General features: G+C 65.9%; 22 protein-coding genes and 1 tRNA gene. 16 read left to right on the top strand and 7 right to left on the bottom strand.

The features are described 5' to 3' along the window. Positions 1-31 precede the first annotated feature (31 nt). From quiC to glpD, 6 genes are all read left to right on the top strand, one after another. Positions 32-1942: a 3-dehydroshikimate dehydratase QuiC gene (gene quiC, locus D7325_RS04885; RefSeq protein WP_120994407.1), complete on the top strand. Its 1911-nt coding sequence runs from the start codon at positions 32-34 to the stop codon at positions 1940-1942. Positions 1943-1973: 31 nt separating this feature from the next. Next, on the top strand, positions 1974-2636 hold the full coding sequence (locus D7325_RS04880; protein ID WP_120994406.1) for a TetR/AcrR family transcriptional regulator: 663 nt from the start codon (positions 1974-1976) through the stop codon (positions 2634-2636). A gap of 675 nt (positions 2637-3311) precedes the next feature. After that, positions 3312-4187 (top strand): MIP/aquaporin family protein, encoded by an 876-nt coding sequence (locus D7325_RS04875; RefSeq protein ID WP_120994405.1) that lies wholly within the window; start codon positions 3312-3314, stop codon positions 4185-4187. A gap of 10 nt (positions 4188-4197) precedes the next feature. Further along, positions 4198-5700: a glycerol kinase GlpK gene (glpK, locus tag D7325_RS04870; RefSeq protein WP_120994404.1), complete on the top strand. Its 1503-nt coding sequence runs from the start codon at positions 4198-4200 to the stop codon at positions 5698-5700. A gap of 111 nt (positions 5701-5811) precedes the next feature. Then, positions 5812-6567 (top strand): DeoR/GlpR family transcriptional regulator, encoded by a 756-nt coding sequence (locus tag D7325_RS04865; RefSeq protein ID WP_120994403.1) that lies wholly within the window; start codon positions 5812-5814, stop codon positions 6565-6567. A gap of 146 nt (positions 6568-6713) precedes the next feature. Then, entirely contained in the window at positions 6714-8246 is a 1533-nt protein-coding gene (gene glpD, locus D7325_RS04860; protein WP_120994402.1) for a glycerol-3-phosphate dehydrogenase, read from the top strand. A gap of 374 nt (positions 8247-8620) precedes the next feature. On the opposite strand, the gene D7325_RS04855 is transcribed toward glpD, so the two are convergent. Then, positions 8621-8697: transfer RNA gene (locus D7325_RS04855), tRNA-Arg, on the bottom strand. A gap of 96 nt (positions 8698-8793) precedes the next feature. Beyond that, entirely contained in the window at positions 8794-9741 is a 948-nt protein-coding gene (locus D7325_RS04850; RefSeq protein WP_120994401.1) for a MerR family transcriptional regulator, read from the bottom strand. Between the two features lie 167 nt (positions 9742-9908). On the opposite strand from D7325_RS04850, the gene D7325_RS04845 reads away from it, so the two are divergent. Further along, positions 9909-10352 (top strand): PAS domain-containing protein, encoded by a 444-nt coding sequence (locus D7325_RS04845; protein WP_120994400.1) that lies wholly within the window; start codon positions 9909-9911, stop codon positions 10350-10352. A gap of 17 nt (positions 10353-10369) precedes the next feature. Here D7325_RS04845 and D7325_RS04840 read toward each other — a convergent pair whose 3' ends face one another. Further along, on the bottom strand, positions 10370-11275 hold the full coding sequence (locus D7325_RS04840; protein WP_120994399.1) for a TIGR01777 family oxidoreductase: 906 nt from the start codon (positions 11273-11275) through the stop codon (positions 10370-10372). Positions 11276-11371: 96 nt separating this feature from the next. Here D7325_RS04840 and D7325_RS04835 point away from each other — a divergent pair, with 96 nt between their 5' ends. The 9 genes from D7325_RS04835 (at position 11372) to D7325_RS19425 (ending at position 21543) form a co-directional block, all read left to right on the top strand. Further along, a complete protein-coding gene (locus D7325_RS04835) occupies positions 11372-12337 on the top strand; it encodes a YbgA family protein (protein WP_120994398.1) in 966 nt (321 codons plus the stop codon). A 19-nt stretch (positions 12338-12356) separates the two neighbouring features. Next, positions 12357-13784 carry a cryptochrome/photolyase family protein gene (locus D7325_RS04830; protein ID WP_120994397.1) on the top strand — a complete coding sequence of 476 codons (1428 nt, stop codon included), beginning with the start codon at positions 12357-12359 and terminating at the stop codon, positions 13782-13784. Between the two features lie 211 nt (positions 13785-13995). After that, positions 13996-15444, top strand: a complete 1449-nt coding sequence (gabD, locus tag D7325_RS04825) for an NADP-dependent succinate-semialdehyde dehydrogenase (RefSeq protein ID WP_120994396.1) — start codon at positions 13996-13998, stop codon at positions 15442-15444. A gap of 481 nt (positions 15445-15925) precedes the next feature. Beyond that, the gene (locus tag D7325_RS04820; protein ID WP_120994395.1) at positions 15926-18031 is read left to right on the top strand and encodes a 3-hydroxyacyl-CoA dehydrogenase NAD-binding domain-containing protein; all 2106 of its coding nucleotides are present in this window, start codon (positions 15926-15928) and stop codon (positions 18029-18031) included. Between the two features lie 42 nt (positions 18032-18073). Next, positions 18074-19270 (top strand): acyl-CoA dehydrogenase family protein, encoded by a 1197-nt coding sequence (locus D7325_RS04815; RefSeq protein ID WP_120994394.1) that lies wholly within the window; start codon positions 18074-18076, stop codon positions 19268-19270. Positions 19271-19282: 12 nt separating this feature from the next. Further along, positions 19283-20425 (top strand): acyl-CoA dehydrogenase family protein, encoded by a 1143-nt coding sequence (locus D7325_RS04810; RefSeq protein WP_120994393.1) that lies wholly within the window; start codon positions 19283-19285, stop codon positions 20423-20425. A 155-nt stretch (positions 20426-20580) separates the two neighbouring features. After that, the gene (locus D7325_RS04805; protein WP_177431776.1) at positions 20581-20850 is read left to right on the top strand and encodes a type I restriction endonuclease; all 270 of its coding nucleotides are present in this window, start codon (positions 20581-20583) and stop codon (positions 20848-20850) included. 228 nt (positions 20851-21078) lie between these two features. Further along, entirely contained in the window at positions 21079-21363 is a 285-nt protein-coding gene (locus D7325_RS04800; protein ID WP_162988006.1) for a hypothetical protein, read from the top strand. 60 nt (positions 21364-21423) lie between these two features. Then, complete coding sequence (locus D7325_RS19425) at positions 21424-21543, top strand: Fic family protein (RefSeq protein WP_425452262.1); 120 nt, start codon at positions 21424-21426, stop codon at positions 21541-21543. Between the two features lie 368 nt (positions 21544-21911). Here D7325_RS19425 and D7325_RS04795 read toward each other — a convergent pair whose 3' ends face one another. From D7325_RS04795 to D7325_RS04780, 4 genes are all read right to left on the bottom strand, one after another. Beyond that, positions 21912-22925: a hypothetical protein gene (locus D7325_RS04795; protein ID WP_120994391.1), complete on the bottom strand. Its 1014-nt coding sequence runs from the start codon at positions 22923-22925 to the stop codon at positions 21912-21914. Beyond that, entirely contained in the window at positions 22922-24844 is a 1923-nt protein-coding gene (locus D7325_RS19035) for a hypothetical protein (protein WP_162988005.1), read from the bottom strand. The genes D7325_RS04795 and D7325_RS19035 overlap by 4 nt, the downstream gene beginning before the upstream one ends. After that, the gene (locus D7325_RS04785; RefSeq protein ID WP_120994389.1) at positions 24844-25725 is read right to left on the bottom strand and encodes an SH3 domain-containing protein; all 882 of its coding nucleotides are present in this window, start codon (positions 25723-25725) and stop codon (positions 24844-24846) included. The genes D7325_RS19035 and D7325_RS04785 overlap by 1 nt, the downstream gene beginning before the upstream one ends. Before the next feature lie 331 nt (positions 25726-26056). Further along, positions 26057-26842, bottom strand: coding sequence for an IclR family transcriptional regulator (locus D7325_RS04780; protein ID WP_120994388.1), 786 nt, complete (start codon positions 26840-26842; stop codon positions 26057-26059). Positions 26843-26977 lie beyond the last annotated feature (135 nt).

The following is a 26977-nucleotide window of genomic DNA, read 5'->3' as shown; positions in this document are numbered from 1 at the left end:
GAACAACAGATCAATCGATCAGGAGCTTCGCATGCATCGCGCGATCGCCACCGTTTCCCTGAGCGGCACCCTGCCGGAAAAGCTCGAAGCCATCGCCGCGGCGGGCTTCGACAGCGTGGAAATTTTCGAGAACGACCTGCTGTACTTCTCCGGCAGCCCCCGCGACGTGCGGCGACTGTGTGCAGACCTGGGCCTGGCGATCTCGCTGTTCCAGCCGTTCCGCGACTTCGAGGGGTGCCGGCGCGAGCGCTTGCAGCGCAACCTCGACCGCGCCGAGCGCAAGTTCGATCTGATGCAGGAGCTCGGCACGGACCTGGTGCTGGTGTGCAGCAACGTGGCCGCCGACGCGCTGGGCGACAGCCGACTCATCGCCGATGACCTCGCCCTGCTGGCCGAGTGCGCCGGGGCGCGGGGGTTGCGAATTGGTTACGAGGCGCTGGCCTGGGGTCGTCACGTCAATACCTACCAGCAGGTCTGGGATCTGGTGAAGCAGGTCGACCATCCGGCGCTCGGCGTCATCCTAGACAGCTTTCACACGCTCTCACTGCGTGGCGATCCCGCGGCCATCGCCGAGATTCCCGGGGAGAAGATCTTCTACGTGCAGATGGCGGACGCGCCGGTACTGGCGATGGATGTGCTGGAGTGGAGCCGCCACTTCCGGTGCTTCCCCGGCCAGGGTGAATTCGACCTGCCGGCCTTTCTCGCGCCGATCCTGCGCACCGGTTACGACGGCCCGTTGTCGCTGGAAGTCTTCAATGACGGCTTTCGCGCCGCACCGCCGCGGGCGAACGCCGCCGACGGCTATCGCTCGCTGCTGTACCTGGAAGAAAAGACCCGTGCATTGCTGGCACGCGAGGGCGCGGGTGCCGCGACCGGCAACCTCTTCGATCCGCCGGCCGCCGCGCGTTACGAGGGGGTCGAGTTCCTCGAATTCGCCGTCGACGAGGCCTGCGGCGCCAAGCTCGCCGGCTGGCTGGAGCGGCTCGGCTTCGCCCGTGCCGGGCGCCATCGTTCCAAGACGGTCGAGCTGCTGCGCCAGGGCGACATCAACATCGTGCTCAACGCCGAGCCCTATTCTTTCGCGCATAACTTCTTCGAGGCGCACGGGCCGTCCCTCTGCGCCACCGCCTTGCGCGTGCGGGACGAGGCGGCGCCGGCGCTCGAGCGGGCGCGGGCGTTCAAGGGCCAGCCGTTCCGGGGGTTGGTCGGCCCGAACGAGCGAGAGATTCCGGCGGTGCGCGCGCCGGACGGCAGCCTTATCTATCTAGTGGAACGAGGTGAGCCGGGGCGGACGATCTACGACAGCGATTTCGTCCTCCAGCCTGCGACCCAGCCGGCTGGCGGGTTGCAGCGTATCGATCACATGGCGCTGGCGTTGCCTGCGGACGGCCTCGATAGCTGGGTGCTGTTCTACAAGGCGCTGCTGGATTTCGAGGCGGACGACGAGGTGGTGCTGCCCGATCCTTACGGGCTGGTGAAGAGCCGTGCGATCCGCAGCCGCTGCGGCAACGTACGCCTGCCGCTGAACATCTCGGAGAACCGCAACACCGCCATTTCCCATGCCCTGTCGAGCTACCGCGGTTCGGGCGTGCACCACATCGCCTTCTGCTGCGACGACATCTTCGCCGAGGTCCGGCGGGCGAAGGAGGCCGGGGTGCCGCTGCTCGACATTCCGCTCAACTACTACGACGATCTGGCGGCGCGCTTCGACTTCGACGACGAGTTCCTCAGCGAGCTGGCGTACTACAACGTGCTGTACGACCGTGACGCTCAGGGCGGCGAGTTCTTCCACGTCTATACCGAGGCGTTCGAGGACCGCTTCTTCTTCGAAATCCTGCAGCGCAAGAATGGTTACGGCGGCTATGGTGCCGCGAACGTCGCCGTGCGCCTGGCCGCGATGGCCAAGGCACGCAGCGGTACGCCCACTGCGCCACGCCTGTAATGGGCGTTCGAGAGAGCACGACAAGAACAACATGAATCAGGTCAGTGACATAACGCCCCCCGAGGAAACGCGCCGGGGGCGCAAGAACAACCCGGAAAAGACCCGCGAGGACATCCTCCAGGCGGCCATCGCCGAGTTCGTCCACCACGGGCTGGCCGGCGCGCGCGTCGATGCCATCGCCGAGCGTACGCGCACCTCCAAGCGGATGATCTACTACTACTTCCACAGCAAGGAGCAGCTCTACCTGCAAGTGCTGGAGAAGCTCTACGGCGACATCCGCAACACTGAGCGCAACCTGCATCTGGCCGAGCTGGAGCCGCGCGAGGCGATCCGGCGGCTGGTGGAGTTCTCGTTCGATCATCACGCCAACAACCAGTCGTTCATCCGCATCGTCAGCATCGAGAACATCAACCACGGCCAGTTCGTGAAACAGTCGCCGACGATCCGGACGCTGAGCCGCCACATCGTGGCGCAGCTCGACGAAGTGCTTCAGCGCGGCCAGGCAGCGGGCGTGTTCCGCCCGCACCTGAATGCGCTGGATGTCCACATGCTGATCAGCTCGTTCTGCTTCTACCGCAACTCCAACCGCCATACCTTCGGCGAGATCTTCCAGATCGACCTGCAACACCCCGAAGTAGCGCAGCGGCAGAAGGCGATGCTCTGCGACTCGGTGCTGCGCTACTTGCAGGCGTGACGGCTCGATCGGTCGGCGCGGAAATGGCCGGCGTGGGCTGAAGGCCGGCCGGCGCCGCCGCCCCGTTGCATTTGGATGTCACGCCCAGCCATAGAAGCCGGCTTGCTGGGGAGTCGCGGCCGTCGCGTTGGCGTTGGCGTTGGCGTTGGCTTCGGTTCGCGAGCAAGCTCGCTCCTACGGATTCCGCCGCTTTCAAAATCCGCCTGCGACCCCACTAATGCGAAACCACCGGGCGAGTGCACCCGGCGGCGGGTGTATGCCTCGGTTCCTACGCCAACGGCGCCAGCACTCAGCACACCCTGTAGGAGCCCGCTTGCGGGCGAACCGGGCCGCGGACGCACGGCTCACACCAAGACGCGCCTTCGGTACATAGGTGAGGCGAAGCCCATCCCGACTATCCGGGCACACCGGCATCTGCATGGCCCGATCGCCAGCAAGCGCCTGCGAAAGGCAACCAACTCGTTGCATTCCGATGGAAACCAGTTCACCGGCGACTGCGCTTTTCGGCCCGCAGATACCTCGGATGCAACCGCAGGCCCGACGAGCGGTTCCCGGTCAGTTCGTTTTTGCTTTTGACAGTGTTGCTTAATGAATTTAAGTTTTCGTTTGCGAACAGTCATCGAGCAGTAGCTGGCCGCGGTATTCCAAGTACAACAAGCACGGGCTTTCGATCCAATGACGACTTCACCGACGCCTTCGCTCCGAGGGCAATGCATGGCCGAGTTTCTGGGCACTGGCCTGCTCATCTTCTTCGGCACGGGCTGTGTCGCGGCGCTCAAGCTCGGGGGTGCGACCTTTGGTCTCTGGGAGGTCAGCGTGGTCTGGGGTATAGGCGTCAGCATGGCGGTGTACCTCAGCGCAGGCGTGTCGGGCGCCCATCTGAACCCGGCGGTGACCGTCGCGCTCTGGCTGTTCGGCGACTTCGAGCGGCGCAAGATCCCCGCCTATGTCCTGGCCCAGGTGGCCGGCGCCTTCTGCGCTTCCGCACTCGTTTATGGCCTGTACAGCTCGCTGTTTTTCGAATTCGAACAAAGCCACGCGATGGTCCGTGGCTCGCTGGAGAGCCTGGAGCTGGCGGCGGTCTTCTCCACGTACGCACACCCGTCGATCTCGCTGGGCCAGGCCTTTCTCGTCGAACTGGTCATCACCGCGATCCTGATGGCGCTGATCATGGCGTTGACCGACGACGGCAACGGTCTGCCGCGCGGGCCGCTGGCGCCGCTGCTGATCGGCCTGCTGATCGCGGTGATCGGCAGTGCGATGGGGCCGCTCACCGGCTTTGCGATGAATCCGGCCCGCGATTTCGGCCCGAAGCTGATGACCTATTTCGCCGGCTGGGGCGAGGTCGCCTTGACCGGTGGCCATGCCGTGCCCTATTTCCTCGTACCGATCCTGGCGCCGCTGCTCGGTGCCTGCCTGGGTGCGGCCGGCTACAAGGCGCTGATCTGCAAGCATCTGCCATGCTTGGGATCCGGTGCCTGCGACCGCCCCGCGGAGCGGTCGAAGACGGTGGAAACCTCAGAACCTGCGCTTACCGAGTCTCGCCCATAAGGACAAGAACATGACCAGCAAGCAATTCATCGTCGCCTTGGACCAAGGCACCACCAGCTCGCGCGCGATCGTGCTGGACCAGGACGCCAACGTCGTCAGCCTCGCGCAGCGCGAGTTCACGCAGATCTACCCGCAGCCGGGCTGGGTGGAGCACGACCCGATGGAAATCTGGGCGACGCAAAGCGCGACCTTCGTCGAGGCCTTGGCGCAAGCCGGCATCGGCAGCGAGCAGGTCGCGGCGATCGGCATCACCAACCAGCGCGAGACGGCGGTGGTGTGGGACAAGACCACCGGGCGACCCATTTACAACGCGATCGTCTGGCAGAGCCGGCAGAGCACCGAAATCTGCGATCAGCTCAAGCGCGACGGCATGGAGGATCACATCCGCCGCACGACGGGCCTGGTGATCGACCCGTATTTTTCCGGGACCAAGGTCAAGTGGATTCTCGACCACGTCGAGGGCAGCCGTGAGCGGGCGCGCCGCGGCGAGTTGCTGTTCGGTACCGTCGACACCTGGCTGATCTGGAAGATGACCCAGGGCAAGGTCCACGTGACCGACTACACCAACGCCTCGCGCACGCTGATGTTCGACATCCATCGCAAGGAGTGGGATGCCACCTTGCTCGAGGCGCTCGACATTCCGCGGCAGATGCTGCCCGAGGTCCGGCCGTCATCGGAAGTCTACGGGCAGGCGGTGTTCGGCCATGGCCAGGGCGCCGGTATACCGATCGCAGGCATCGCGGGCGATCAGCAGGCCGCGCTGTTCGGGCAGATGTGCGTCGAGCCGGGACAGGCGAAGAACACCTACGGCACCGGCTGCTTCCTGCTGATGAACACCGGCGACAAGGCCGTGCAATCGAACCACGGGCTGCTCACCACGATGGCCTGCGGGCCGCGCGGCGAGGTCAGCTATGCGCTCGAAGGCGCCATCTTCAACGCCGGCTCGACCGTGCAGTGGCTGCGCGACGAGCTGAAGGTGATCAACGACTCGTTCGATTCCGAATACTTCGCGACGAAGGTGAAGGACAGCAACGGCGTCTACCTGGTGCCGGCCTTCACTGGGCTCGGCGCGCCCTACTGGGACCCCTATGCGCGCGGTGCGCTGTTCGGCCTGACCCGCGGCGTGAAGGTCGATCACCTGATTCGCGCGGCGCTGGAGTCGATCGCCTACCAGACGCGCGATGTGCTCGACGCGATGCAGCAGGATGCCGGCGAGCGCCTGCGCGGGTTGCGCGTCGACGGCGGCGCCGTGGCCAACAACTTCCTCATGCAGTTCCAGGCCGACCTGCTCGGCACGCCGGTCGAGCGCCCGCAAATGAAGGAGACCACGGCCCTCGGCGCGGCCTACCTGGCGGGCCTGGCCACCGGCTACTGGAGCGGGCTCGACGAGCTGCGGGCCAAAGCCTCGATCGAGCGGGTGTTCGAGCCGGCCAGCGACGAGGCGACGCGCGAGGTTCTCTACAAGGGTTGGCGCAAGGCCGTCGAGCGGACGCGCGGCTGGGCGCAGGACTGAACCGCGCCCGTCTCGGTCGGCGCGCGGCGCAGAAGGGGCGGGCGCCGCGGCTGGCATCCCGTCCGGGCGTGCGGCATTCTTCGGCCTTCACGCACGGAGAAGGACACGCCCATGAGTCTCGCGCCCCGACAGCAGCACATCCTCGATCTGGTCCGCGAGCGCGGCTACGTCAGCATCGAGGAGCTGTCGACCCACTTCGCCGTCACGCCGCAGACCATTCGCCGCGACATCAACCAGCTCGCCGAAGGCGGCTTGCTGCGGCGCTACCACGGCGGCGCGGCGCACGATTCGAGCGTCGAGAACACGGCCTACAGCATGCGCGCCGGGCAGATGCGCGATGAAAAGCGCCGCATCGCCGAGACCATCGCTGCCCAGGTGCCGGACCATGCGTCGCTGTTCATCAATATTGGGACCACCACCGAAGCCATCGCCCAGGCACTGCTCGAGCACCGCGGGCTGAAGATCATCACCAACAACCTGCACGTGGCCAAGACGCTCTGCGGCAAGGCGGATTTCGACGTGCTGCTGGCCGGCGGCAGCGTGCGCAGCGACGGCGGCGTGGTCGGCCAGGCGACGGCGGATTTCATCAAGCAATTCAAGGTGGACTACGCGCTGGTGGGCATCAGCGGCATCGATGAGGACGGCACCCTGCTGGATTTCGATTACCAGGAAGTACGCGTCTCCCAGGCGATCATGGAAAACGCCCGCAAGGTCTTCCTGGCCGCGGACGCCAGCAAATTCGGCCGCAACGCCATGACCCGCCTGGGCAGCCTCGGTCAGATCGACGCGCTGTTCACCGACAGTGAGCCGCCGGAGGCCTTCCGGCAGTTGCTGCGCGAGCATGAGGTCGAGCTGCACCTCTGCTGAAGGTCGGTTCGCTTCTCGTCCGATTGTTTTCATTTATGAGCATGATTTCAGCCGAACGGACTGGCTGAAGGGAAAAAGCTGGGCTAGAGTCTTTCGAAAACGAACATCAACGAACATTCGGTTCGATTCGAAGGAGGAAAGGGACGATGGCTCAGTCGATCCAGGCGGGCGATAACCCGATTCAGGCGTACGACCTCGCCGTGATCGGCGGCGGCATCAACGGTGCAGGCATTGCCGCCGATGCGGCCGGTCGCGGGCTGTCGGTGTTCCTGTGCGAGCGCGACGACCTCGCCAGCCACACCTCGTCCGCCAGCAGCAAGCTGGTGCACGGCGGGCTGCGCTACTTGGAGCACTACGAGTTCCGCCTGGTGCGCGAGGCGCTCGCCGAACGCGAGGTGCTGCTCAGGAAGGCGCCGCACATCGTCCGTCCGATGCGCTTCGTGCTGCCCCACCGTCCCCACCTGCGCCCGGCGTGGATGATCCGGGCCGGCCTGTTTCTCTACGATCACCTGGGCAAGCGTGAGCAGCTGCCCGGCTCGCATGGGGTGAAATTCGACAGCGCCAGTGCGCTGAAGCCGTCGATCAAGCGCGGTTTCGAGTACTCCGATTGCTGGGTCGACGATGCACGGCTGGTGGTGCTGAACGCTCAGGCCGCGCAGGAAAAGGGCGCCAACATCCAGACCCGCACGGCCTGCGTCGGAGCGCACAAGGATGGCGAGGGTTGGCTGGTGACTCTGCAGCGCGCCGATGGCAGCCGCTATTCGATCCGCTGCCGTGCGCTGGTCAACGCCGCCGGGCCCTGGGTGGCGAAGCTTCTGGGCGAGCAGCTCAGGGAACGTTCGCCCTACGGAATTCGCCTGGTGCAGGGCAGCCATATCATCGTGCCGCGCCTGTACGAGGGCGAGCATGCGTTCATCCTGCAAAACGAGGACCGGCGGATCGTCTTCGCCATCCCATACCTCGATCGCTACACCATGATTGGCACCACCGACCGCGAGTACCGCGGCGACCCGGCCCAGGTAGCGATTACCGAGGCGGAGATCGACTACCTGCTCGGCGTGGTCAACGACCACTTCCGCTATCAAGTGCGGCGCGAGGAAATCCTCCATAGCTTCTCGGGCGTGCGGCCGTTGTGCGACGACGAATCGGACAACCCCTCGGCGATCACGCGCGATTACACCCTCGCCCTGGCCGATGGCCCGGCGCCGTTGCTGTCGGTATTCGGCGGCAAGCTGACCACTTACCGCAAGCTCGCGGAGTCGGCGATGGCCCAGCTCAAGCCCTACTTCCCCACGATGGGCGCGCCCTGGACGGCCGATGCGCCACTGCCGGGCGGTGAAGAGATGGGCACCGACGTGGGCGGGCTTGCGCACGCCTTGCAGCGTGAGGTACGCGGGTTGCCCGCCACGCTGGCGGCGCGTTGGGCTACGACCTACGGCCAGCGCAGCTGGCGGCTGCTCGGCGAGGTCCGGGATATCTCCGGGCTGGGCGAATGCCTCGGCGCCGATCTCTATGCGCGAGAGGTCGATTACCTCTGCGAGGCGGAGTGGGCGAGCGAGGCCGACGACGTGCTGTGGCGCCGCACCAAGCTGGGGCTGGTGTTCAATGCGGACGAACGGACGCGGCTGGAGCGCTATCTCGCCGAGCGTCTGTCGACGCGCGAGCCCAATGCGGCCTGAGCGTCGCGCATGAAAAGGGAGGCGCTGGCTTCCTGGATCGCTGACTGGCCCCGTCGTTGACGGGGTCAGTCGTTTTTGCGCTTCGGCAAGCAATTCAAGTGGTGGCAGGTCGGTCGGCGAGAGGTAGGGCGCTGGTCGGCTAACAGACGCTTTGTGGCTCTCGATAGCGCTACGGCAGTGACCGCGATGCAAGACGCGCGGGCGCGGCGGCAAAACGCAGCAGCCGGGCGATCTTTTCCATGTCGGGACGCCGCTACGGAAATAGCAGGTTCCGTGGCGGTTCTGGGCGATAGGGGAAGGTGTGCTGGCATGGGATCGCCAGCGATTCCGGAGCGCTTGGCGGCAATTCATACCTGGCAAGCACTTGGAGAAGATGGCGCATCCGGCGGGATTCGAACCCACGACCCCTGCCTTCGGAGGGCAGTACTCTATCCAGCTGAGCTACGGATGCGTTGAGGGCGCTTATTTGACCACTAGCGAGCTGGATTAACAACCGGCTTGTGGCAGTAGCGCTTTGTTTTCAGGGACCTGCGTGGGTGGGGCGGTGTCAGGTGTCGAGGTGGCCGGTGATGAACCGGGCCAGCCGGCGGGCTGAACCGGCGCCGCTGGGGCCGAGGCAGGCTATGGGGCTGCCGGCGAGCAGGTCGGCGGCCAGCTCGCAAGCCTCGCCGGCCAGGGCGACGGGGCAGTCGACGGCAGGGGCGATGCGATCGAGCTGGCGCTTGAAGTCCGGGCCGAAGGCATGGTTGGAGTAGAGCACCAGGGCGTGCGGTTGCAGCTTGCCGCAGATCAGCGCGAGCTCGTCGAGCGGCTGCTCGGTGGGCAGCACGCGCACCGAGGCCGTCTCGCTGCACAGCAACAGGCCGGCGGCCAGGGATTCGAATTCCCGCGCCTGGCCCGGCAGGGTGGCGAGCAGCACCGGCTCGTGCCCGCGGTGTTGTTCGAGCTGGAGTCGGGCGAACGTGCGCTGACGCAGGAACGCATCGAGGAACAGCCATTCGCTCATCGCGCCGAAGCCGGACTGGTCCAGCGTCGCCTTCCAGACCGGCAGCAGCACCTCGAGGACGACCGTCGCCAGCGGATAGAGGTTGAGCAACTGGCCGTACAGCCGATCGAGTTCGGCCTCGTCGAAGCGAACGGTGGCCTGGCGCAGGTGCGCCTGCCAGTCGGCAGTCTCGCTGTGGTTGTTCGCCTGTATCGCCGGGACGAGGGGAGCCGCCGGCTCGAGGCGCGATAGCAGACTGCCGACCTTGCTGATGGCGACACCGCGCTCGGTCCAGTCGAGTATCTGCCGCACGGCCTCGATGTTGGCGCGCGAGTAGAGCCGATGGCCACTGGGCGTGCGGACCGGCTGGATGAGCCCGTAGCGGCGTTCCCAGGCGCGCAGCGTGACCGGATTGACCCCCGTGAGCCGTGCGACTTCGCGGATCGGGTAAAGCTCTTCGTCGATGAGGTCATGCGGGGCGAGCGGCTGGGCGCCGTTGACTGCGGTCATGCGAGGGGACTCGGTGAAGCGAAGGCGGCATTGTAGCCGAGGCGCCGGGGCGTAACAGCGTGGCCGGCCTGTACAGAGGGCGTACGGATTGCCGCATGCTGCGGCGACGCACCGTGGCCGGCAATCTCCTTTAGAATCGCCGCACCGCCAGAGGGAAGAACAACGACATGATCAACGCCAAGCTGCTGCAACGAGTCATCGAGGCGTCGAACGACGGCATCGTGGTGGCCGAGCAGGAGGGCGAGGACAACATCCTCATCTATGCCAACGCGGCCTTCGAGCGGCTGACCGGGTATGCGGTCGATGACATTCTTTACCGCGACTGCCGCTTCCTGCAGGGCGACGACCGGGAGCAGCCGGCCCTGGCGGCGATCCGCCAGGCGCTCAAGGACGGCCGACCCTGCCGTGAAATCATCCGCAACTACCGGCGCGATGGCTCGCTGTTCTGGAACGAGCTGTCGCTCACGCCGGTGTTCAACGAGGCCGAGCAGCTGACCTATTTCATCGGCATCCAGAGGGACGTCACCGCCGAGGTCGAGGCGCTGCGACGGGTCGAGGCGCTGGAGGCGGAGGTCCGCCGCCTGCGCGAGGCGCTCGAGGCGAAGGGCTGACACCGCGCGCGTCCGCTTCACCGACGCGCCTGGCCGATCAGGTCATCGAGCGCCGTCGCCAGGTGCGAATGCCTGAAGGCGAATCCGGCCAGTTGCAGGCGCGCCGGCAGCGCATGCTGGCCACCCAGGAGCAGCCCCGACAATTCACCGAGACCGACCCGCAATAGCGGGGCGGGCAGCGGCAGCAGGGTCGGCCGGTGCAGGCGTCGGCCCAGCGCCTCGGTGAAGGCGGCGTTGCGAACCGGCTCCGGTGCACAGGCATTGAAGGCGCCGCTGGCGTGCGGCTGGTGCAGCAGGGCGTCGATCAGCGCGACCTGATCGTCCAGGTGGATCCACGGCATCCATTGCCGCCCGTTGCCGAGCCGGCCGCCGAGGCCCAGCCGGAAGACCGGCAGTAGCCGCTGGAGAAATCCCCCCTCGCGCGCCAGCACCAGCCCGGTCCTGACCGTGACGACGCGCATTCCGACCGTCTCCGCCGCCTGCGCCGCCATCTCCCAGCCCAAGCACAGCTTCGCGGCGAAGTCCTCGCCGGCCGGCGTCTGTTCATCGACGAGCGGCTCGCCGGTATCGCCGTAATAGCCCACCGCGGAGCCCGATATCAGGAGCTCGGGGCGCTGTTCGCGGCTTGCCAGCCAACGCACGAGCCGTTCGGTCAAGGTGACGCGGCTGTCCCATAGGAGGCGGCGGCGCCGGGCGGTCCAGGGGCGATCCGCGATGGGCGCGCCGGCAAGGTTCACCACCGCGTCGAGCGGCTCGTCGTCGAGCGCTTCGAGGTGGCCGATACCGCGTACGAGGTTGCCGCAGACATGCGCCACCCGCTCGGGATGGCGACTGAGCACCCAGAGCGTGTGGCCCTCCGCGAGCCAGTGACGGCACAGCGCCCGCCCGATCAGGCCGGTGCCGCCGGTCAGCAGGATGCGCATGGAGCAATCCTCCGCAGATCAATGGCTTGACGGCCAAAGCATAGGCTCTATCCTCTGCAAAAGCTATGCAATTTGTATTGTCTGTATAGGTTCGTTATGTCCAGGTATCCCGTCGTCGATCGTCCCCGCCTCGGTATCAGCGCCTGCCTGCTCGGCGAGGAGGTGCGCTTCAACGGTGGGCACAAGCGCTCGGCGCTGTGCGCGCAAACGCTGGCCGAGCATGTCGAGTTCGTCCCGCTGTGCCCGGAGATGGCCATCGGCCTGGGCACGCCGCGCCAACCGATCCGCCTGGTGGGCGACCCCGCCGCGCCGCATGCACGCGGCACGGTCGATACCGCGCTGGACGTGACCGATGCGCTGGCCCGCTATGGCCGGGAGGTGGCCGAGTCGCTGCAGGGGGTGTCCGGCTACATCCTGATGCAGAAGTCGCCGTCCTGCGGGATGGAGCGGGTCAAGGTCTACCAGGACAACGGCTATCCGGCCGAGGGCGGCGGTACCGGCATCTTCGCCCGCGCCCTGATGGACGCGCTGCCCGACCTGCCCGTGGAGGAGGATGGCCGTCTGCACGACCCGGTGCTGCGGGAGAATTTCCTGACCCGCGTCTACGCCTACGCGAACTGGCAGCGGCTGTGCCGTGAAGGGCTGACCCGGCGCGGTGTGCTGGCTTATCACGCCGGCTACAAGTATCAGCTGATGGCGCATCACCCGGCCGAATACAAGGCGCTGGGCCGGCTGCTCGGGGCGATCGCCGACCAGCCGCTGGAGGTGCTGGCGCCCCAATACTTCGCTCGGCTGATGGCGGCGCTACGGCGGCCTGCCACGCGCGGCACGCACAGCAACGTGTTGCAGCACCTCAGCGGCTATCTCAAGCGCGATCTCGACGGCGCCGACCGCGCGGAAATCCAGCGGCTGATCGGTCAGTACCGCGACGGCATCGTGCCGCTGGTCGTGCCGCTGACGCTGCTCAAACACCATTTGCGCAGGCACCCCGACCCCTACCTCGCCGGCCAGGCTTACCTGCAACCGCACCCTGAGGTGCTCAGCCTGCGCAACGCCATCTGAGCGACCGACAAGGACCTCCATGCTGCAACTGATCTGGCTGCGCACCGACCTGCGCGCCGACGACAACACCGCGCTGTCCGCCGCGATGGCCAACGGGCCGACGGTGGCGCTGTTCCTGATCACGCCCGAGCAATGGCGCCGGCATGACGATGCCGCCTGCAAGGTGGACTTCTGGTTGCGCAATCTCGCCTGCCTCGGTGAACGGCTCGAACGGCTGGGCGTGCCGCTGCTGATTCGCCAGGTGCCGGACTGGACGGGCGCGCCGGACGTGCTGGTCCGGGTGTGCCATGAGCTGCGCGTGGCGGCCGTGCATGTCAACGACCAGTACGGGGTCAACGAACAGCGACGCGATGAGGCGGTGGCCTCGGCCCTGCTGGACCGGGGCGTGCGCTTCGAGCGGCATCTCGACGACGCGTTGTTCGCGCCAGGCACCATCCGAACGCGCACGGGCGGGCCTTTTCGTGTCTACGGCCAGTTCCGCAAGGCGTGCCTCGAGCGGCTGTGGCATGCCCCGGTGGGCGCCGGCTCCGCGCCCCGCCCCCAGGCCCCGCTCGGCATCGCCGGCGATGCGCTGCCGGACCGGGTGATCGGCTTCGAGCCTCCGTCCGCCGAGTTGCAGGCGCGCTGGCCGGCTGGCGAACGCCATGCGCAGGCGCAGCTGGCGCGGTTCGTCGACGAGCGCCTGTCGGCGTATGGGCAGGCGCGCGACGTGCCGTCCGAACCGGGCACCAGCCAGCTTTCGCCCTACCTGGCGGCGGGCGTGCTGTCGCCTCGGCAGTGTCTCGACGCGGCATTGGCCGCCAATCGCGGCACCTTCGACGGAGGCGACGCCGGCGCCTCGCAGTGGATCGGCGAACTGCTCTGGCGCGAGTTCTACCGGCACGTGCTCTGCGCCTTTCCGCGCGTCTCGATGGGCCGGGCGTTCCGTCCCGAGACCGAGCGCCTGCCGTGGCGTCATGCGCCGGATGAGCTGTGCGCCTGGCAGCAGGGGCGCACGGGCATTCCGCTTGTCGACGCGGCCATGCGCGCCTTGCTGGCCACCGGCTGGATGCACAACCGCCTGCGGATGATCACCGCCATGTTTCTGTCGAAGAACCTGCTGATCGACTGGCGCGAAGGCGAGCGCTGGTTCATGCGGCACCTGATCGACGGCGACCTGGCGCAGAACAACGGCGGCTGGCAGTGGTGCGCCTCGACCGGCACCGACTCGGTGCCGTACTTCCGGCTGTTCAACCCGGTCACCCAGTCGCAGCGCTTCGATCCGCAGGGCGTCTTCATCCGCCAGTGGGCGCCGGAGCTGGCGCACCTGTCCGATCGCGACATCCACCTGCCGCCGGTCTCCGCGGACCTGTTCGCGGCCGCCGATTACCCGCCGCTGATCGTCGACCTCGCGCGGAGCCGCGCCCGCGCGCTCGACGCCTTCAGGCAGCTTTCAGCCGGCGGCTGAGCGCATCAGCCTGGGCTATGGCCGGCCAACCGCGCCAGGCATGAGCTTGCTGCCGGCGCGGAGCCGGGCCTAGCATGGTCCGGTTTCGCACCGCTCGCGCGGCGGGAACCGGCTGGCGTGGTGCCGTTCTCAGCTGATGCGATCGACCTTCCCTGGCGGGCGCCGCCCCGCCCTTACCGCAGCGCCATGCTGCGGCCTCGAGGAGACTGCCATGCAACTCAAAGACACTTCGCTGTTCCGCCAGCAGGCCTACATCGACGGGACCTGGCAGGACGCGGACAGCGGCCAGACCATCAAGGTCAACAACCCGGCCACCAACGAGATCCTGGGCAGCGTGCCGAAGATGGGCGCCGCCGAGACCCGTCGTGCCATCGAGGCCGCCGAGCGCGCGCTGCCGGCCTGGCGTGACCTGACCGCCAAGGAGCGTTCGCAGAAGCTGCGGCGCTGGTTCGAGCTGATGATGGAGAACCAGGACGACCTCGCCCGCCTGATGACCCTGGAACAGGGCAAGCCGCTGGCCGAATCCAAGGGCGAGATCGCCTATGCTGCCTCCTTCCTCGAGTGGTTCGCCGAGGAAGCCAAGCGTGTCTATGGCGACACCATTCCGGGGCACCAGAAAGACAAGCGCATCATCGTGCTCAAGCAGCCGATCGGCGTGACCGCGGCCATCACGCCGTGGAATTTCCCGGCGGCGATGATCACCCGCAAGGTTGGCCCGGCGCTCGCCGCCGGTTGCACCATGGTGGTCAAGCCGGCCAGCCAGACGCCGTTTTCCGCGTTGGCACTGGCCGAACTGGCCGAGCGTGCGGGCATTCCCAAGGGCGTGTTCAGCGTCATCACCGGCTCGGCCGGCGACATCGGCGACGAACTGACCGCCAACCCGACGGTGCGCAAGATCAGCTTCACCGGCTCCACCGAAGTCGGCGCCAAGCTCATGGCGCAGTGCGCGCCGGGGATCAAGAAGGTCTCGCTGGAACTCGGCGGCAACGCGCCGTTTCTGGTGTTCGACGACGCCGACCTGGACGAGGCGGTGAAAGGCGCCATGCAGTCCAAGTACCGCAACGCCGGGCAGACGTGCGTCTGCGTCAACCGCATCTACGTGCAGGACGGCGTGTACGACGCCTTCGCCGAGAAATTCCAGGCGGCGGTGGCGAAGCTGCGTGTCGGCAATGGCCTGGATGAAGGCACCGACATCGGCCCGCTGATCGACGAGCGCGCCGCGGCCAAGGTCAAGGAGCACATCGAGGACGCGGTCGCCAACGGCGCCCAGGTGCTCACCGGCGGCAAGGCGCACGAGATGGGCGGCAGCTATTTCGAGCCGACGCTGATGGTCAACGTCCCGCACGATGCCAAGGTGGCGAAGGAAGAGACCTTCGGCCCGCTGGCGCCGCTGTTCCGCTTCAAGGACGAGGCCGAAGGCATCGCCCTGGCCAACGACACCGAATTCGGTCTGGCTGCGTACTTCTATGCGCGGGATCTGGGTCGGGTGTTCCGCGTGGCGGAGGCGATCGAGTCGGGCATGGTCGGCATCAATACGGGGATGATCTCCACCGAGGTCGCGCCCTTCGGCGGCGTGAAATCCTCCGGCCTCGGCCGCGAAGGCTCCAAGTACGGCATCGAGGATTACCTGGAGATCAAGTACCTCTGCCTGGGGTTGTAAGGCTTCGGCCTCGTAGGAGCGAGCTCGCTCGCGAAAACATGAACTGCCGCAGGTTGGGCCGAGCACACGCGAAGCCCAACCGGACATGACCCTACCCGGCACCCTCGCTCCCCAAGAAGGCGAGAGGGCAATCCGCCGCGACGTCCCGCTCGCCCTCGCTCCCTGCAAGCCTTCGCGAACTCGCGCTCGCACCTACCGCGCCGTCGGTTGGCTGCGCCAAGAAATCGAACGGAACCTGACCCCGCCTCCTGTCCGCTGCGCCCATGCGCGCCTCAGCAAGCGAGCCGTTCGTTGTGGCGCCATTCGTTCAACGCGTTGCCTTTTCAGCGACCTTTCCCTAGGCGCCTTCTATGGTTGTCCGATGGGTTTCGCACATCTTGATGCCCTCGACAGACATAAATGGCTCATTTATTCTGCTGTGCGAAACATGGTTTCGTGAAAATAACTCCAATCAATTTCTCTCTATAGACGGAGGCCTGCCATGTCCGATGTCGTTCGGCTCGAACGCCGGGGCGCAATCGCCCTCATCACGGTCAACAACCCACCGGTCAATGCGCTCGGTGTCGCGGTACGCCAGGGGCTGCAGCAGGCCTTCCAGGCCGCCGAAGCCGACCCTGAGGTGAAGGCCGTGGCGCTGGTCTGCGAGGGCAACACCTTCATCGCCGGGGCGGACATCAAGGAATTCGGCAAGCCGCCGCAGTCACCGAGCCTGCCGGAGGTGATCGAGGTCATCGAGGGCCTGGGCAAGCCGAGCGTCGCGGTCATTCATGGCACAGCGCTGGGCGGCGGGCTGGAGGTCGCGCTGGGCTGTCATTACCGCATCGCCCGCAACGACGCCAAGGTCGGGCTGCCGGAAGTGAAGCTGGGCCTGCTGCCCGGCGCCGGCGGCACGCAACGTCTGCCGCGTCTGGCCGGCGTGGCCAAGGCGCTGGACATGATCGTCAGCGGCCAGCCGATCGGCGCGGCCGAGGCGGTCGAACATCACATCGTCGACGAGCTGTTCGAGGGTGACGTCGTCGAAGCCGGGCTGGCCTATGCCCATCGCATGGTCGAGGAAGGTCGCGCGCCGCGTCGCACCGGCGAGCAGACCCTCGGGCTGGAAGGCGCGGACAACGCCGAGCTGATCGCCGCCAAGCACGCCGAGGTGGCCAAGCGCATGCGCGGGCTGTTCTCGCCGCTGCGCTGCATCGCCGCGGTCGAGGCGGCGACCCAGTTGCCGCTGGCCGAAGGCCTCAAGCGCGAGCGCGAGCTGTTCGCCGAATGCCTGCAATCGCCGCAGCGCGCGGCGCTGGTGCACAGCTTTTTCGCCGAGCGTCAGACCAGCAAGATCGCCGACCTGCCGGCCGACGTGAAGCCGCGCACGGTCAAATCCGCCGCGGTCATCGGCGGCGGCACCATGGGCGTCGGCATCGCCCTGTGCTTCGCCAACGCCGGCGTGCCGGTCAAGCTCTTGGAAATCAACGAGGACGCGCTCGGCCGTGCGTTGCAGCGCGCCCACGACACCTACGGCGCCAGCGTCAAGCGCGGCAGCCTCACCGAGGCGGCGATGGAAAAACGCCTGAAGCTGGTCGAAGGCGTGACCGCATACAGCGCGCTGGCGGACGTCGATCTGGTGGTCGAGGCGGTATTCGAGGACATGGGCGTCAAGCAGCAGGTATTCGAGCAGCTCGACGCGGTGTGCAAGCCGGGTGCGATCCTCGCCAGCAACACCTCGTCGCTCGACCTGAACGCCATCGCCGCCTTCACCAAGCGCCCCGAGGACGTGGTCGGCCTGCATTTCTTCAGCCCGGCCAACGTGATGCGCCTGCTGGAAGTGGTGCGCGGCGAGAAGACCAGTCATGAGGTCCTCGCCACCGCCATGGCCGTCGGCAAGACGCTCAAGAAGGTCTCGGTGGTGGTCGGCGTGTGCGACGGCTTCGTCGGCAACCGCATGGTCTTCCAGTACGGGCGCGAGGCCGAATTCCTGCTGGAAGAGGGTGCCACGCCGCAGCAGGTCGACGGCGCGCTGCGCAACTTCGGCATGGCCATGGGGCCGTTCGCCATGCGCGACCTCTCGGGCCTCGACATCGGCCAGGCGATCCGCAAGCGCCAGCGTGCCGACCTGCCGGCCGATCGCGACTTCCCCACCGTGTCGGACAAGCTCTGCGAAGCCGGCATGCTCGGGCAGAAGACCGGCGCCGGCTATTACCGCTACGAGCCCGGCAACCGCACGCCGCTGGAGAACCCCGATCTGGCGCCGATGCTCGAGGCCGCCTCGCGCGAGAAGGGCCTCGAGCGCCGCGCGCTGGACGAGCAATACATCATCGAGCGGACGATTTACGCGCTGGTGAACGAGGGCGCGAAGATTCTCGAAGAGGGAATCGCCCAGCGCGCCAGCGACATCGACGTCATCTACCTCAACGGCTACGGCTTCCCGGCCTTCCGCGGCGGTCCGATGTTCTACGCCGACAGCGTTGGCCTGGATCAGGTGCTGGCGCGCGTCAAGGCGCTGCACGCACGCTGCGGCGACTGGTGGAAGCCCGCGCCGTTGCTGGAAAAGCTCGCCGCCGAAGGCCGCACCTTCTCGGATTGGCAGGCCGGCCAGTGAGCCGCCTGCCGCAACCTTGCTGAACGATCAGAGGATTCATCAATGAACGTCAATTTCACGGCCGAAGAGCTCGCCTTCCGCGACGAAGTGCGGGCCTTCCTCGAAAGCGAGCTGCCGGCGGACATCGCCGCCAAGGTCAAGCTCGGCAAGCACCTGTCCAAGGAAGATCACCAGCGCTGGCAGCAGATCCTGTCGAAGAAGGGCTGGTACGTGCCGGGCTGGCCGGTCGAATTCGGCGGCACCACCTGGGGCCCGGTCGAGAAGCACATCTTCGACGAGGAACTGGCCGCCTACGGCGGGCCGCGCACCATCCCGTTCGGCCCGAACATGGTCGCCCCGGTGATCATCAAGTTCGGCACCCAGCAGCAGAAGGACTACTACCTGCCGCGCATCCTCTCGGGCGAAGACTGGTGGTGCCAGGGTTACTCCGAGCCGGGCGCGGGCTCCGACCTTGCGAGCCTGAAGACCCGCGCCGTGCGCGAGGGCGACCACTACATCGTCAACGGCCAGAAGACCTGGACCACCCTCGGCCAGCACGCCAACATGATCTTCTGCCTGGTGCGCACCGACCCGGAAGCCCAGCAGCAGCGCGGCATCAGCTTCCTCTTGATCGACATGGACACGCCCGGCATCAGCGTGCGCCCGATCATCACGCTGGACGGCGACCACGAGGTCAACGAGGTCTTCTTCGACAACGTCAAGGTGCCGGTGGAAAACCTGGTCGGCGAGGAGAACAAGGGCTGGACCTGCGCCAAGTACCTCTTGACCCACGAGCGCACCGGCCTGGCCGGCATCGGCGCGTCGAAGGCGGCGCTGGCGCACCTGAAGCGCATCGCCATGAAGGAAACCGCCGGCGGCCAGCCGATGCTCGAAGACCCGCTGTTCCGCGCCCAGATCGCCGAGGTGGAGATGCAGCTGATGGCCATCGAGATGAGCACCCTGCGCATCCTCGCCGCGGCGAAGGAAGGCGGCGTGCCCGGCGCCGAATCCTCGATCCTCAAGGTCAAGGGCACCGAGATCCGTCAGGCGATCACGAATCTGCTGCGCAAGGTCATCGGCCCCTACGCGCTGCCATTCCTCGAGGAAGAACTCGACTTCGGCTACGAGGGCGAGCTGCTGCATGAGGACTACAGCGCGTCGCTGGCCGGCGACTACTTCAACATGCGCAAGCTGTCGATCTTCGGCGGCTCCAACGAAATCCAGAAGAACATCGTCTCGAAGATGATTCTCGAGCTGTAAGGGGGCACTGCAATGGACTTCAAACTGACCGAAGAGCAGCAGATGCTGCAAGACACCGCGGCGCGTCTGGTGCGCGACGCCTACCCGTTCGAGCAGCGCGAGAAGTACCGCGAGAGCGAGCAGGGTTTCTCCGTCGACTTCTGGAACCAGCTCGGCGAGCTGGGCCTCACCGCCGTGCCCTTCGCCGAGGACTTCGGCGGCTTTGACGGCACTGGCGTCGAGACCATGCTGGTGATGACCGAACTGGGCCGCGGGCTGACGCTGGAGCCCTACCTGCACTCGGTGGTGTTCGGCGGCGGGCTGATCGACCAGCTCGGCAGCGACGCACAGAAGCAGGACCTGCTGCCGCAGGTCGCCGCCGCCTCGCTGCAACTGGCCGTGGCTGTCGAAGAGCCGCAGAGCCACTACTACCTGAACGATGTGCAGACGAAGGCCGAGGCGGCCGGTGACGGCTTCAGGCTGTCCGGGCGCAAGGCGGTGGTCATCGGCGGGCATACCGCCGGCCGGATCATCGTCTCGGCGCGGGTGAGCGGCGAGCGCTTCGATGAGCAGGGCATCGGCCTGTTCCTGGTCGACCCGAACGCGCAAGGCGTGACCCGCCGCGTGTACCCGACCATCGACGGACGCAAGGGCTGCGAGTTGTTCCTCGACAACGTCCAGGTCGGCGCCGACGCCGTGCTCGGCGAGCCGGGCAACGCCTTCGCCGCACTGCGCTACCAGCAGGGCCGCGCCATCGCTGCGCAATGCGCCGAAGCGCTGGGCAACATGGACGAGGCCTGCAAGCTGACCCTCGACTACCTGAAGACGCGCAAGCAGTTCGGCGTGCCGATCGGCAAGTTCCAGGTGCTGCAGCACCGCATGGTCGACATGCAGACCGAGCTGGAGCAGGCCACCAGCATGGCGATCCTCGCCGCGACCTTCGCCGACGGCGAAGACAACGACGACCGCCGCCGCGTGCTGGCCGCGGCCAAGTACATCTGCACCCGCGCCGGCCGCAAGATCGCCGAAGAAGCCATCCAGCTGCACGGCGGCATCGGCATGACCTGGGAATACAACCTGGCCCACCACGCCAAGCGCCTGGTCATGATCGGCCACGAGTTCGGCGACGAGGATCATCACGTCAAGGCGTTCGCGGGGTTGATGCAGGTGGCGTGAGCGGTAGGCTGACAGCAACATAGCGAACCGGGCCCTTGGCCCGGTTTTGCTTTTTCTAAGCACTTGATGCAAGCGCCTCTGACAGTGTGGCTCGGCTGCCGTTGGGGCTCTCAAAGCGTTTACCATCCGGTCGTCCCGCTTGCTTGGATGCCCTCATGACGCTGAACCAGAACCCCGAACAGCTCGCCCGCGACCGCATCGACGAACAACTGCGCCAGGCCGGCTGGGTTGTGCAAGCGCAGAAAAAGATCAACTTCAGCGTCGGCTCCGGTGTTGCGGTGCGTGAGTACAGCACCAACGTCGGGCCTGCCGATTACCTGTTGTTCGTCGATGGCAAGCCGGTGAGCGTGATCGAAGCCAAGCGGGAGGAAGCTGGGCAGAACTACGGCGAGCGCAAGGTGAAGGCGTCGGTATGGTCCGGCTGATAAGGCGTGCGCCGCGAAGCGCTTTTGTAGGAGCGTCCTTGCTCACGCGTAGACAGAACACAAAAGCATCGCAAGGCGGCCGCGGTTCCTTACCGCTGTCGTCACTTCTCATATCGTTGTGGGTCGCAAGCGCGCTGCAGGGGATGCGCATGCGCCAAGTCACAGAGGTTTGGCCATGACGCCCGAACATGTGTTACGCCTGCTGCGTGTCGGTGGGTGTTCCGCGAGATGCAGTGGGCCGAGGAACTGGGCTCCGGTGTGCGCAACCTGTTCAAGTACGCCCGCGTCTTCGGCGGGCAAGACCCGATCCTCAGTGAGGAATCGATCTTCCGCGTGACGGTGATGCTGCCTTACAGACCGGATTTGTCGGACCGGGGCATGATCATTCGGGAGCCCGGCCTCTGGGCAGAGCCAGAGTCACAGCCAGAGTCACAGCCAGAGTCACAGCCAGAGTCACTGCAACTGCGGGTGCTGCGTTGTCTGCAGAGCGGCGCCCTGAGTAAGGCGGCGTAGTCCCGCGCGCTCGGCCAGCGAAGCGTCTCCGGGCCGCTCAACCAGGCGGTACGCCAGCTCCTGGCGGAAAACCTGATCGAATACACCTTGCCGGACAAACCCAATAGCCGGCTGCAAACCTATCGCCTCACGCCCGGCGGGCAGGCGCATCTCGCTCAGCAGGGCAGCCACCACAAGTAGCAAAGGCCCACGGGATCATTTCCTGGCTGTGGAGCATTTGTACAACGCCGCGTGGCGACCCGTCAGCTTGGCGATTATCCGAAGCTGCTGGCTTACCTGATTCCTCACGATGCCGATGAGTACAGCCAGGCGCCTGAAAAACAAGCGCGCCGTGGAGCTGGACGCGCATTGAACCAAGACGCCGCTGGCTGGGCGGCAAGCCCGGAATCCTCAGACAAATAACCCGTTCTGGCCAGGCCGTGTGAAAGCGTAGCGAGCGACAGCCAGGCAAGGAACGCAGCATGGCCAGGCACCGTAGTTTTCACACAGCCTGTGATGGGCGGGTTTTCTGTAAGTGCAACCTTATCGCAACCGATAAAGGTGGCGGCTCACAGGCTTTCGAGCTGCGGGTTCAATTGCTCCAGCAGCCGCTCCTGGCGTTGGATATCCCGCAATTCGACAAGGTCGCTCAGGCGGACTCGCTCTTCCGGCTCAAGGGTCAGTTGCACGCCGCTGACTTCGCCCAGCATCAGCTCGCTCAGCAGCTCGCAGGCATCCTCGAACCCGTCCGGGAAGGCCTTCGATTCGCGATTGCAGCCTTCCTGTACCTCAGCGACCACCTTCTGGTAGTACGCCTTGCGCTGGTCTTCGGCGCTGCCGGCGGACGGATCGAGCGGCGTGTTGTAGCGCTGATAGAGGGCAATGCTGCGGGCGGCCAGCCCCCGGTCCTGCAGGCTGAGGGTGGTGCCCTCCAGCTCGGCCCGCTCAATGCTCGAGGCCAGCTCGGCGAGCGGGCTTGCGAAGCCGAACGGGCCTCTGTCCTCGCCGAGGCCGTCTGCCAGTTGCCGCAGGGTGTGGTTGAGGTCGCGCAGGTTGCTCAGCCGGTAACTGATGTGCGAGTCGAACAGCTCGGGCATGCCGACGGAAAGCTCCGTTTCGAACGTGCCATCATCGTCATCAATGTCGACGAACAGTTCGAGGTCGACAGGCTTCATCTCGATCAGACCGCTGCTGATCGCCGGTGCGAAGCCACGGAGCAATCCGAACCCACCTGCGAGCGAACCCAGGGTGCTCAGGGCTGCGTCATCGGTTTGAATACCTTCGAATTGCAATCGGACGCGGGTCTGCTCGTCGGTGATGTCGCGATCGCTGATCACGAGCTGTTCGACGCGCAAGTCCGGCTGGTTCTTGCCGAACTCGGCGCGAAGGCCGGTAACCGTCACGCGTCCGCCCAAGGGGCTGGACGACACCGACTCCCAACTCACGTACTCATCGAGCCCGTGTTCGTAGACCCAGTCTTCCAACAGTGCATTCGCCTGGCTGCTGCTGTAAGCGCTGAGGCCAAAATAGCCGCCGGCGAGTACGACGACCGTAGCACCCAGGATCAGGGGTAGGCGGCTCATTTAGCGTCTCCTTGCTGCGCTGCGCGTTCCGGCCATGCTTGCGCGATGCGCTGCCTGGCCAGCTCGGGTGTCCATTGAGGGTCGCCTATCTGGTGGCGGACCAGGGTGAGAGGGTCGAGCAGGTCAGCGCAGCCATCTTCGTTGCATGCTTGTATGGACGCTGCGGTGACTCGCGTGAGCGGCAAGCCTTGCTCGTCCTTTTCGGAGCGATCCAGGCGCGCCTGTCCTTTGACCAGATACCAGCCTTCTTCCACCGCAGGCTGGTTTGGCCCGGCTTCAAGCACTGCGGCGTAGGGATAATCGATGGCCCAGTCGCTGCCGGCTTCACTGTCGATGTGCACAATCTGGTTATACGGCTGCTCGTTGCCGCGCATCATCGAGGCGTAGCCACCCCCCCCGAACGGCGTATAGCTGGCGTCGGTCAGGAGACGTTGGTAAAGCGCCTCGGGATCGCGCGCTTCGTCGCGTAGCTGGTGATACAGCTGCATCTGTTGTTCGGCCTGCCGGCCCGCCAGCTCACGCTCCAGTTGTGCCTTGCGTTCGCGCTCCAGTTCGGCCTGGCGCTGCCGCTCGGCTTCCTTGCGCTCGAAGGCGAACAGATGGTTGCGAGCACCGGCCGGCTCGTATTCCCACTTCTTGGTCCGGTAATGCTGATTGAGGGCGATTTCGTACAGCCAGTAGTCCCGGTCGCGCTCCTGCATACCCTTCACCAGATCGCGGACGCCGTAGAAGCGGATGCCGCGGATCGAGGGTGCACGTTCTGTTAGATAGGCCGTGGCCAGGTCGAGGGTGAGCTGAATGCTGTTCAGGTCGCGGAACAAATCCCGATTTTCAGTCAGGGCGATCAAAGACCGGCCGCCGCTGTTCCAGTGATTGCCGTAATTGAAGTAGTCAAGGCGAATCAGGTAGTGAACTTGGCTGGCCGGCTCGCTGTGCAGCAACAGATACAGGTGCCTGTCTTTGTCCAGGCCGACCACCGGTAGCCGCGGCACGTCGCCACGAACCTCGAGGCCGTTGAGAAAGCTGCCGGTAAAGTCGTGGACCTGCACACCGTCGCGACGAACGAGCTCAAGTGTGCCTTCCCCTTCTGCGTAGCCATCCGATCCACAGGTCACGCCTTTCGACCGGGCCGTAACGTTCGCAATGCCGTCCTGCGGGGTGAACGCCAGGCGGAAACGGCAGCCGTTTTGGTCGCTGACTTCGGTAAGGAAGTCGGCTTTGGCAAACACCTCCTGCGGTGAGGCCGGCTGCCAGCCGGCGACACTGAAGGGTTTGGTCGATACCGCGGGTACGGCTGACGGTTCGGGCGCAGCCTGGATAGGTGCCGGCTGGGGGACGACCTGGGCAACGGGCGGTTGGGCGGGTTGCGAGGCTGGTTTTGGTGCGGTAGCGGCTGGTGCCGGTACTGGCTCGGCCTGGGGTAGAGATTTCGCAGCGGCGTCTAACTCCGGGGCACCAGGCGTTGTGCTCGGCTTCTGCGTAGGTGCAGAGGCTTCACTGGCAGGCGCTGGTGGTGCCGACTCCGTTACCGGAGCGGATGCGCCAGCGACCGCTTCGGTCGTTGCCGCCTGCGCCGGACGGGCAGCCCAACCAGTGGCCTGGCTGGCGGTACCGCTGACCGGACCAGCGCCAGACTGATCCGCGGCCGTCCAGCTAAGCTGAGTGGCGGCCGGGCACTGGCTGCTCATCAGGCCGCCCAGTTTGGGCAACAACCGGTCGATCGCGGCCTGGTCGACCGCCTCGGAGAAGACGAAGCGCAGCTTAAGATCATCGCTGCACCAGGGCTGGTCATCGGGGTGATCGACGAATACCTCGACGTTTTCCGCCTTGGAGTAGGCAAGCCGATGGGTCGCGGCTGGTGCGGTTGCGGCCGCGGCAACTAACGGAATGGCCAGCAGAACGCTGTAGCGCAGGTTCATCAGATCAGCTCCCAGGCGCCATCGGCGGCTTGGCACGCCTTGGCTGTCTGCTGCTCGCTGGAACCTTGCGTCGTGACGTCGTAGCTGATGGTGCGGCAGGTGGCCTGCGCGGCGACGGTTTGCTCGACGGGCGCCGCATCGAGGTCGATGGCGTCCAGGTCGATGCCCTGGCTGGAGGCACTCGCAGCGTCCAGGCTATCGAGGTCGGTAGCCGTGTCGGCGGCAGCGGTCTGCTGGGTCGTTTGCTGTTCGATCTTGGCGACCAAGGGGGCGTAGACATAGCCGATCGTCACGCCGCGGCGTCCGACCATGATCCAGTCGTTATCGGTGAGGCCGATCGCGGTAAAGGTGGTGCCGGTCGGCAGGCCACCAACTTTCTCGGCGTTCAGATCGGGCGCGCTGCGAACATTGGCCGACTTGAGTGTTCGATAGGGCTGGTTGATGAGGGTCATGTTCGCCACCGGCTGCACGCTGGGTGCGCGCTTGACGGCGACCTGCCGCGTCACGGTTTCGGTCTTGATCGGGGTGATGGTGGCCTTGGCATCGCTATGGGTGGAACTCCATTGCGTGGATTGTCCGTCTTCGGCGTTTTGAAGGGCCCGCTGTGTTTGCTCGGCAAGCGCCTGGCGGTCGCGTTCGTCGAGCTGTGCGCCGAATGCCTTGCCGAGATAACCACCAGCCAGCGCTCCGGCGATCATGGCGGCGGTGCGCCCGCTGCCTCCGCCGATTTGGCTGCCAATGAGCACGCCTGCTGCGGTGCCCAGCACGGTGCCAATGTTTTCCTTGGTGGCCCATTCGGGGTTAGCGGTGTTGGCGCAGCCGGCGCTGAACGCGATGGAAGTAGTGAGGAGAAATGCGCCGGTTTTTTTGGTGAGGCCCATGTAAGCGTCCTTTTCGTCATGTCTTTATTGGCCGCTCCAGGCCACTGCTTTCGCCGCATCGATCGTGGCTCGTCCCTGGAACGGGCCGCAATTACACACAAACAGCCTAGGCATCACAACGGCGGTGACGCTCTAATCCGGTGCTTTCAGACTACATCTCGATGGTTGCCGTCCCGTTTGTACAGGCGATACGAGGCTATCTGGCCGACCTACCGTTCGTCGCCAATGGGCTTGTTCGTACGACGTGAGAGGCCGGTCGGCGATGCGAGGGGAAAAGTGCTGCGTAGATAGAAGAAAACAGGTAGGCGCTGCGAAAGGCCGGCTTCGAGCCTCAGACCCCGAGGCTTTCGATGTCGCGAGCGAGCATTTCCAGCTGGTGCGCCAGCGAGCCCTTGAGCGTTTCGGCGTTGAGCTGGAACGACGGCGCGCCGCAGGTCAGCGCCATGATGCTGCCGTCGGCCAGGTGCAGCGGCACGCCGGCCGCCATGACATTGCGGTCCCAGTCGCCGAGCGACAGGCAGAAGCCGGTGCGCTCGAATTCCGCGAAGGAGCCTTCCAGCGAGGTCTTCATCGCCGGCCAGCCGTCCTCGTACTTGTCGGCGAGCAGCGCCATCAGGTGTTCGCGTTCCTTTTCGGGCGTCGCCGCCAGGTAGGCACGGCCGGCCGCGGTGGTCGCCAGCGGCAGGCGGACGCCGGCGTCCATGCGCAGGCTGGTGAGTTCGGCGGGGCGGCAGTTTTCCACGTAGATCATCGACAGCCGATCGCGGCAGGTCAGCCCGACGGTGGTGTTGGTGCGCCGGGCGAACTCGTCCATATAGGGCTTGGCCAGCTGGCGCACGCGCAGGTTCGAGACATAGGCATAGCCGAGCGCGAGGACGCCGGAGTCGAGCTGGTACTTCTCGAGCTGCTGCGAGTAGCTGAGGTAGCCGAGCTTGGTCAGCGTGTAGGTCATGCGCGACACGGTCGGCTTGGGCAGGCCGGTGATGCGGGCGATGTCCTGGTTGCCCATCACGACCGAGCCGTGGGTGAACGCCCGCAGCACATCCAGCCCGCGCGCCAGCGCCTCGACGAACTTGCGGTCTTTGGGGTTGCTGCTGTCTTCGAGGTGTTCGCTCATGTCGATCTTTTGGGCTGGTCGGTCGGCGGGGTGCGAACGATAGCAGATTGGCTATCGGCTGGCAGTGAAGGGCATCGGTGTTTCATGCCGGCCCGGTAAAGCCTAGCGTACAACGCTATTAATGGCATCATGTTT

Source organism: Stutzerimonas urumqiensis (assembly GCF_003640395.1).
GTDB classification, from domain to species: domain Bacteria; phylum Pseudomonadota; class Gammaproteobacteria; order Pseudomonadales; family Pseudomonadaceae; genus Stutzerimonas; species Stutzerimonas urumqiensis.
Note: the sequence above shows the minus strand (reverse complement) of the source record. Positions and strands in the feature narration are given on the sequence as shown.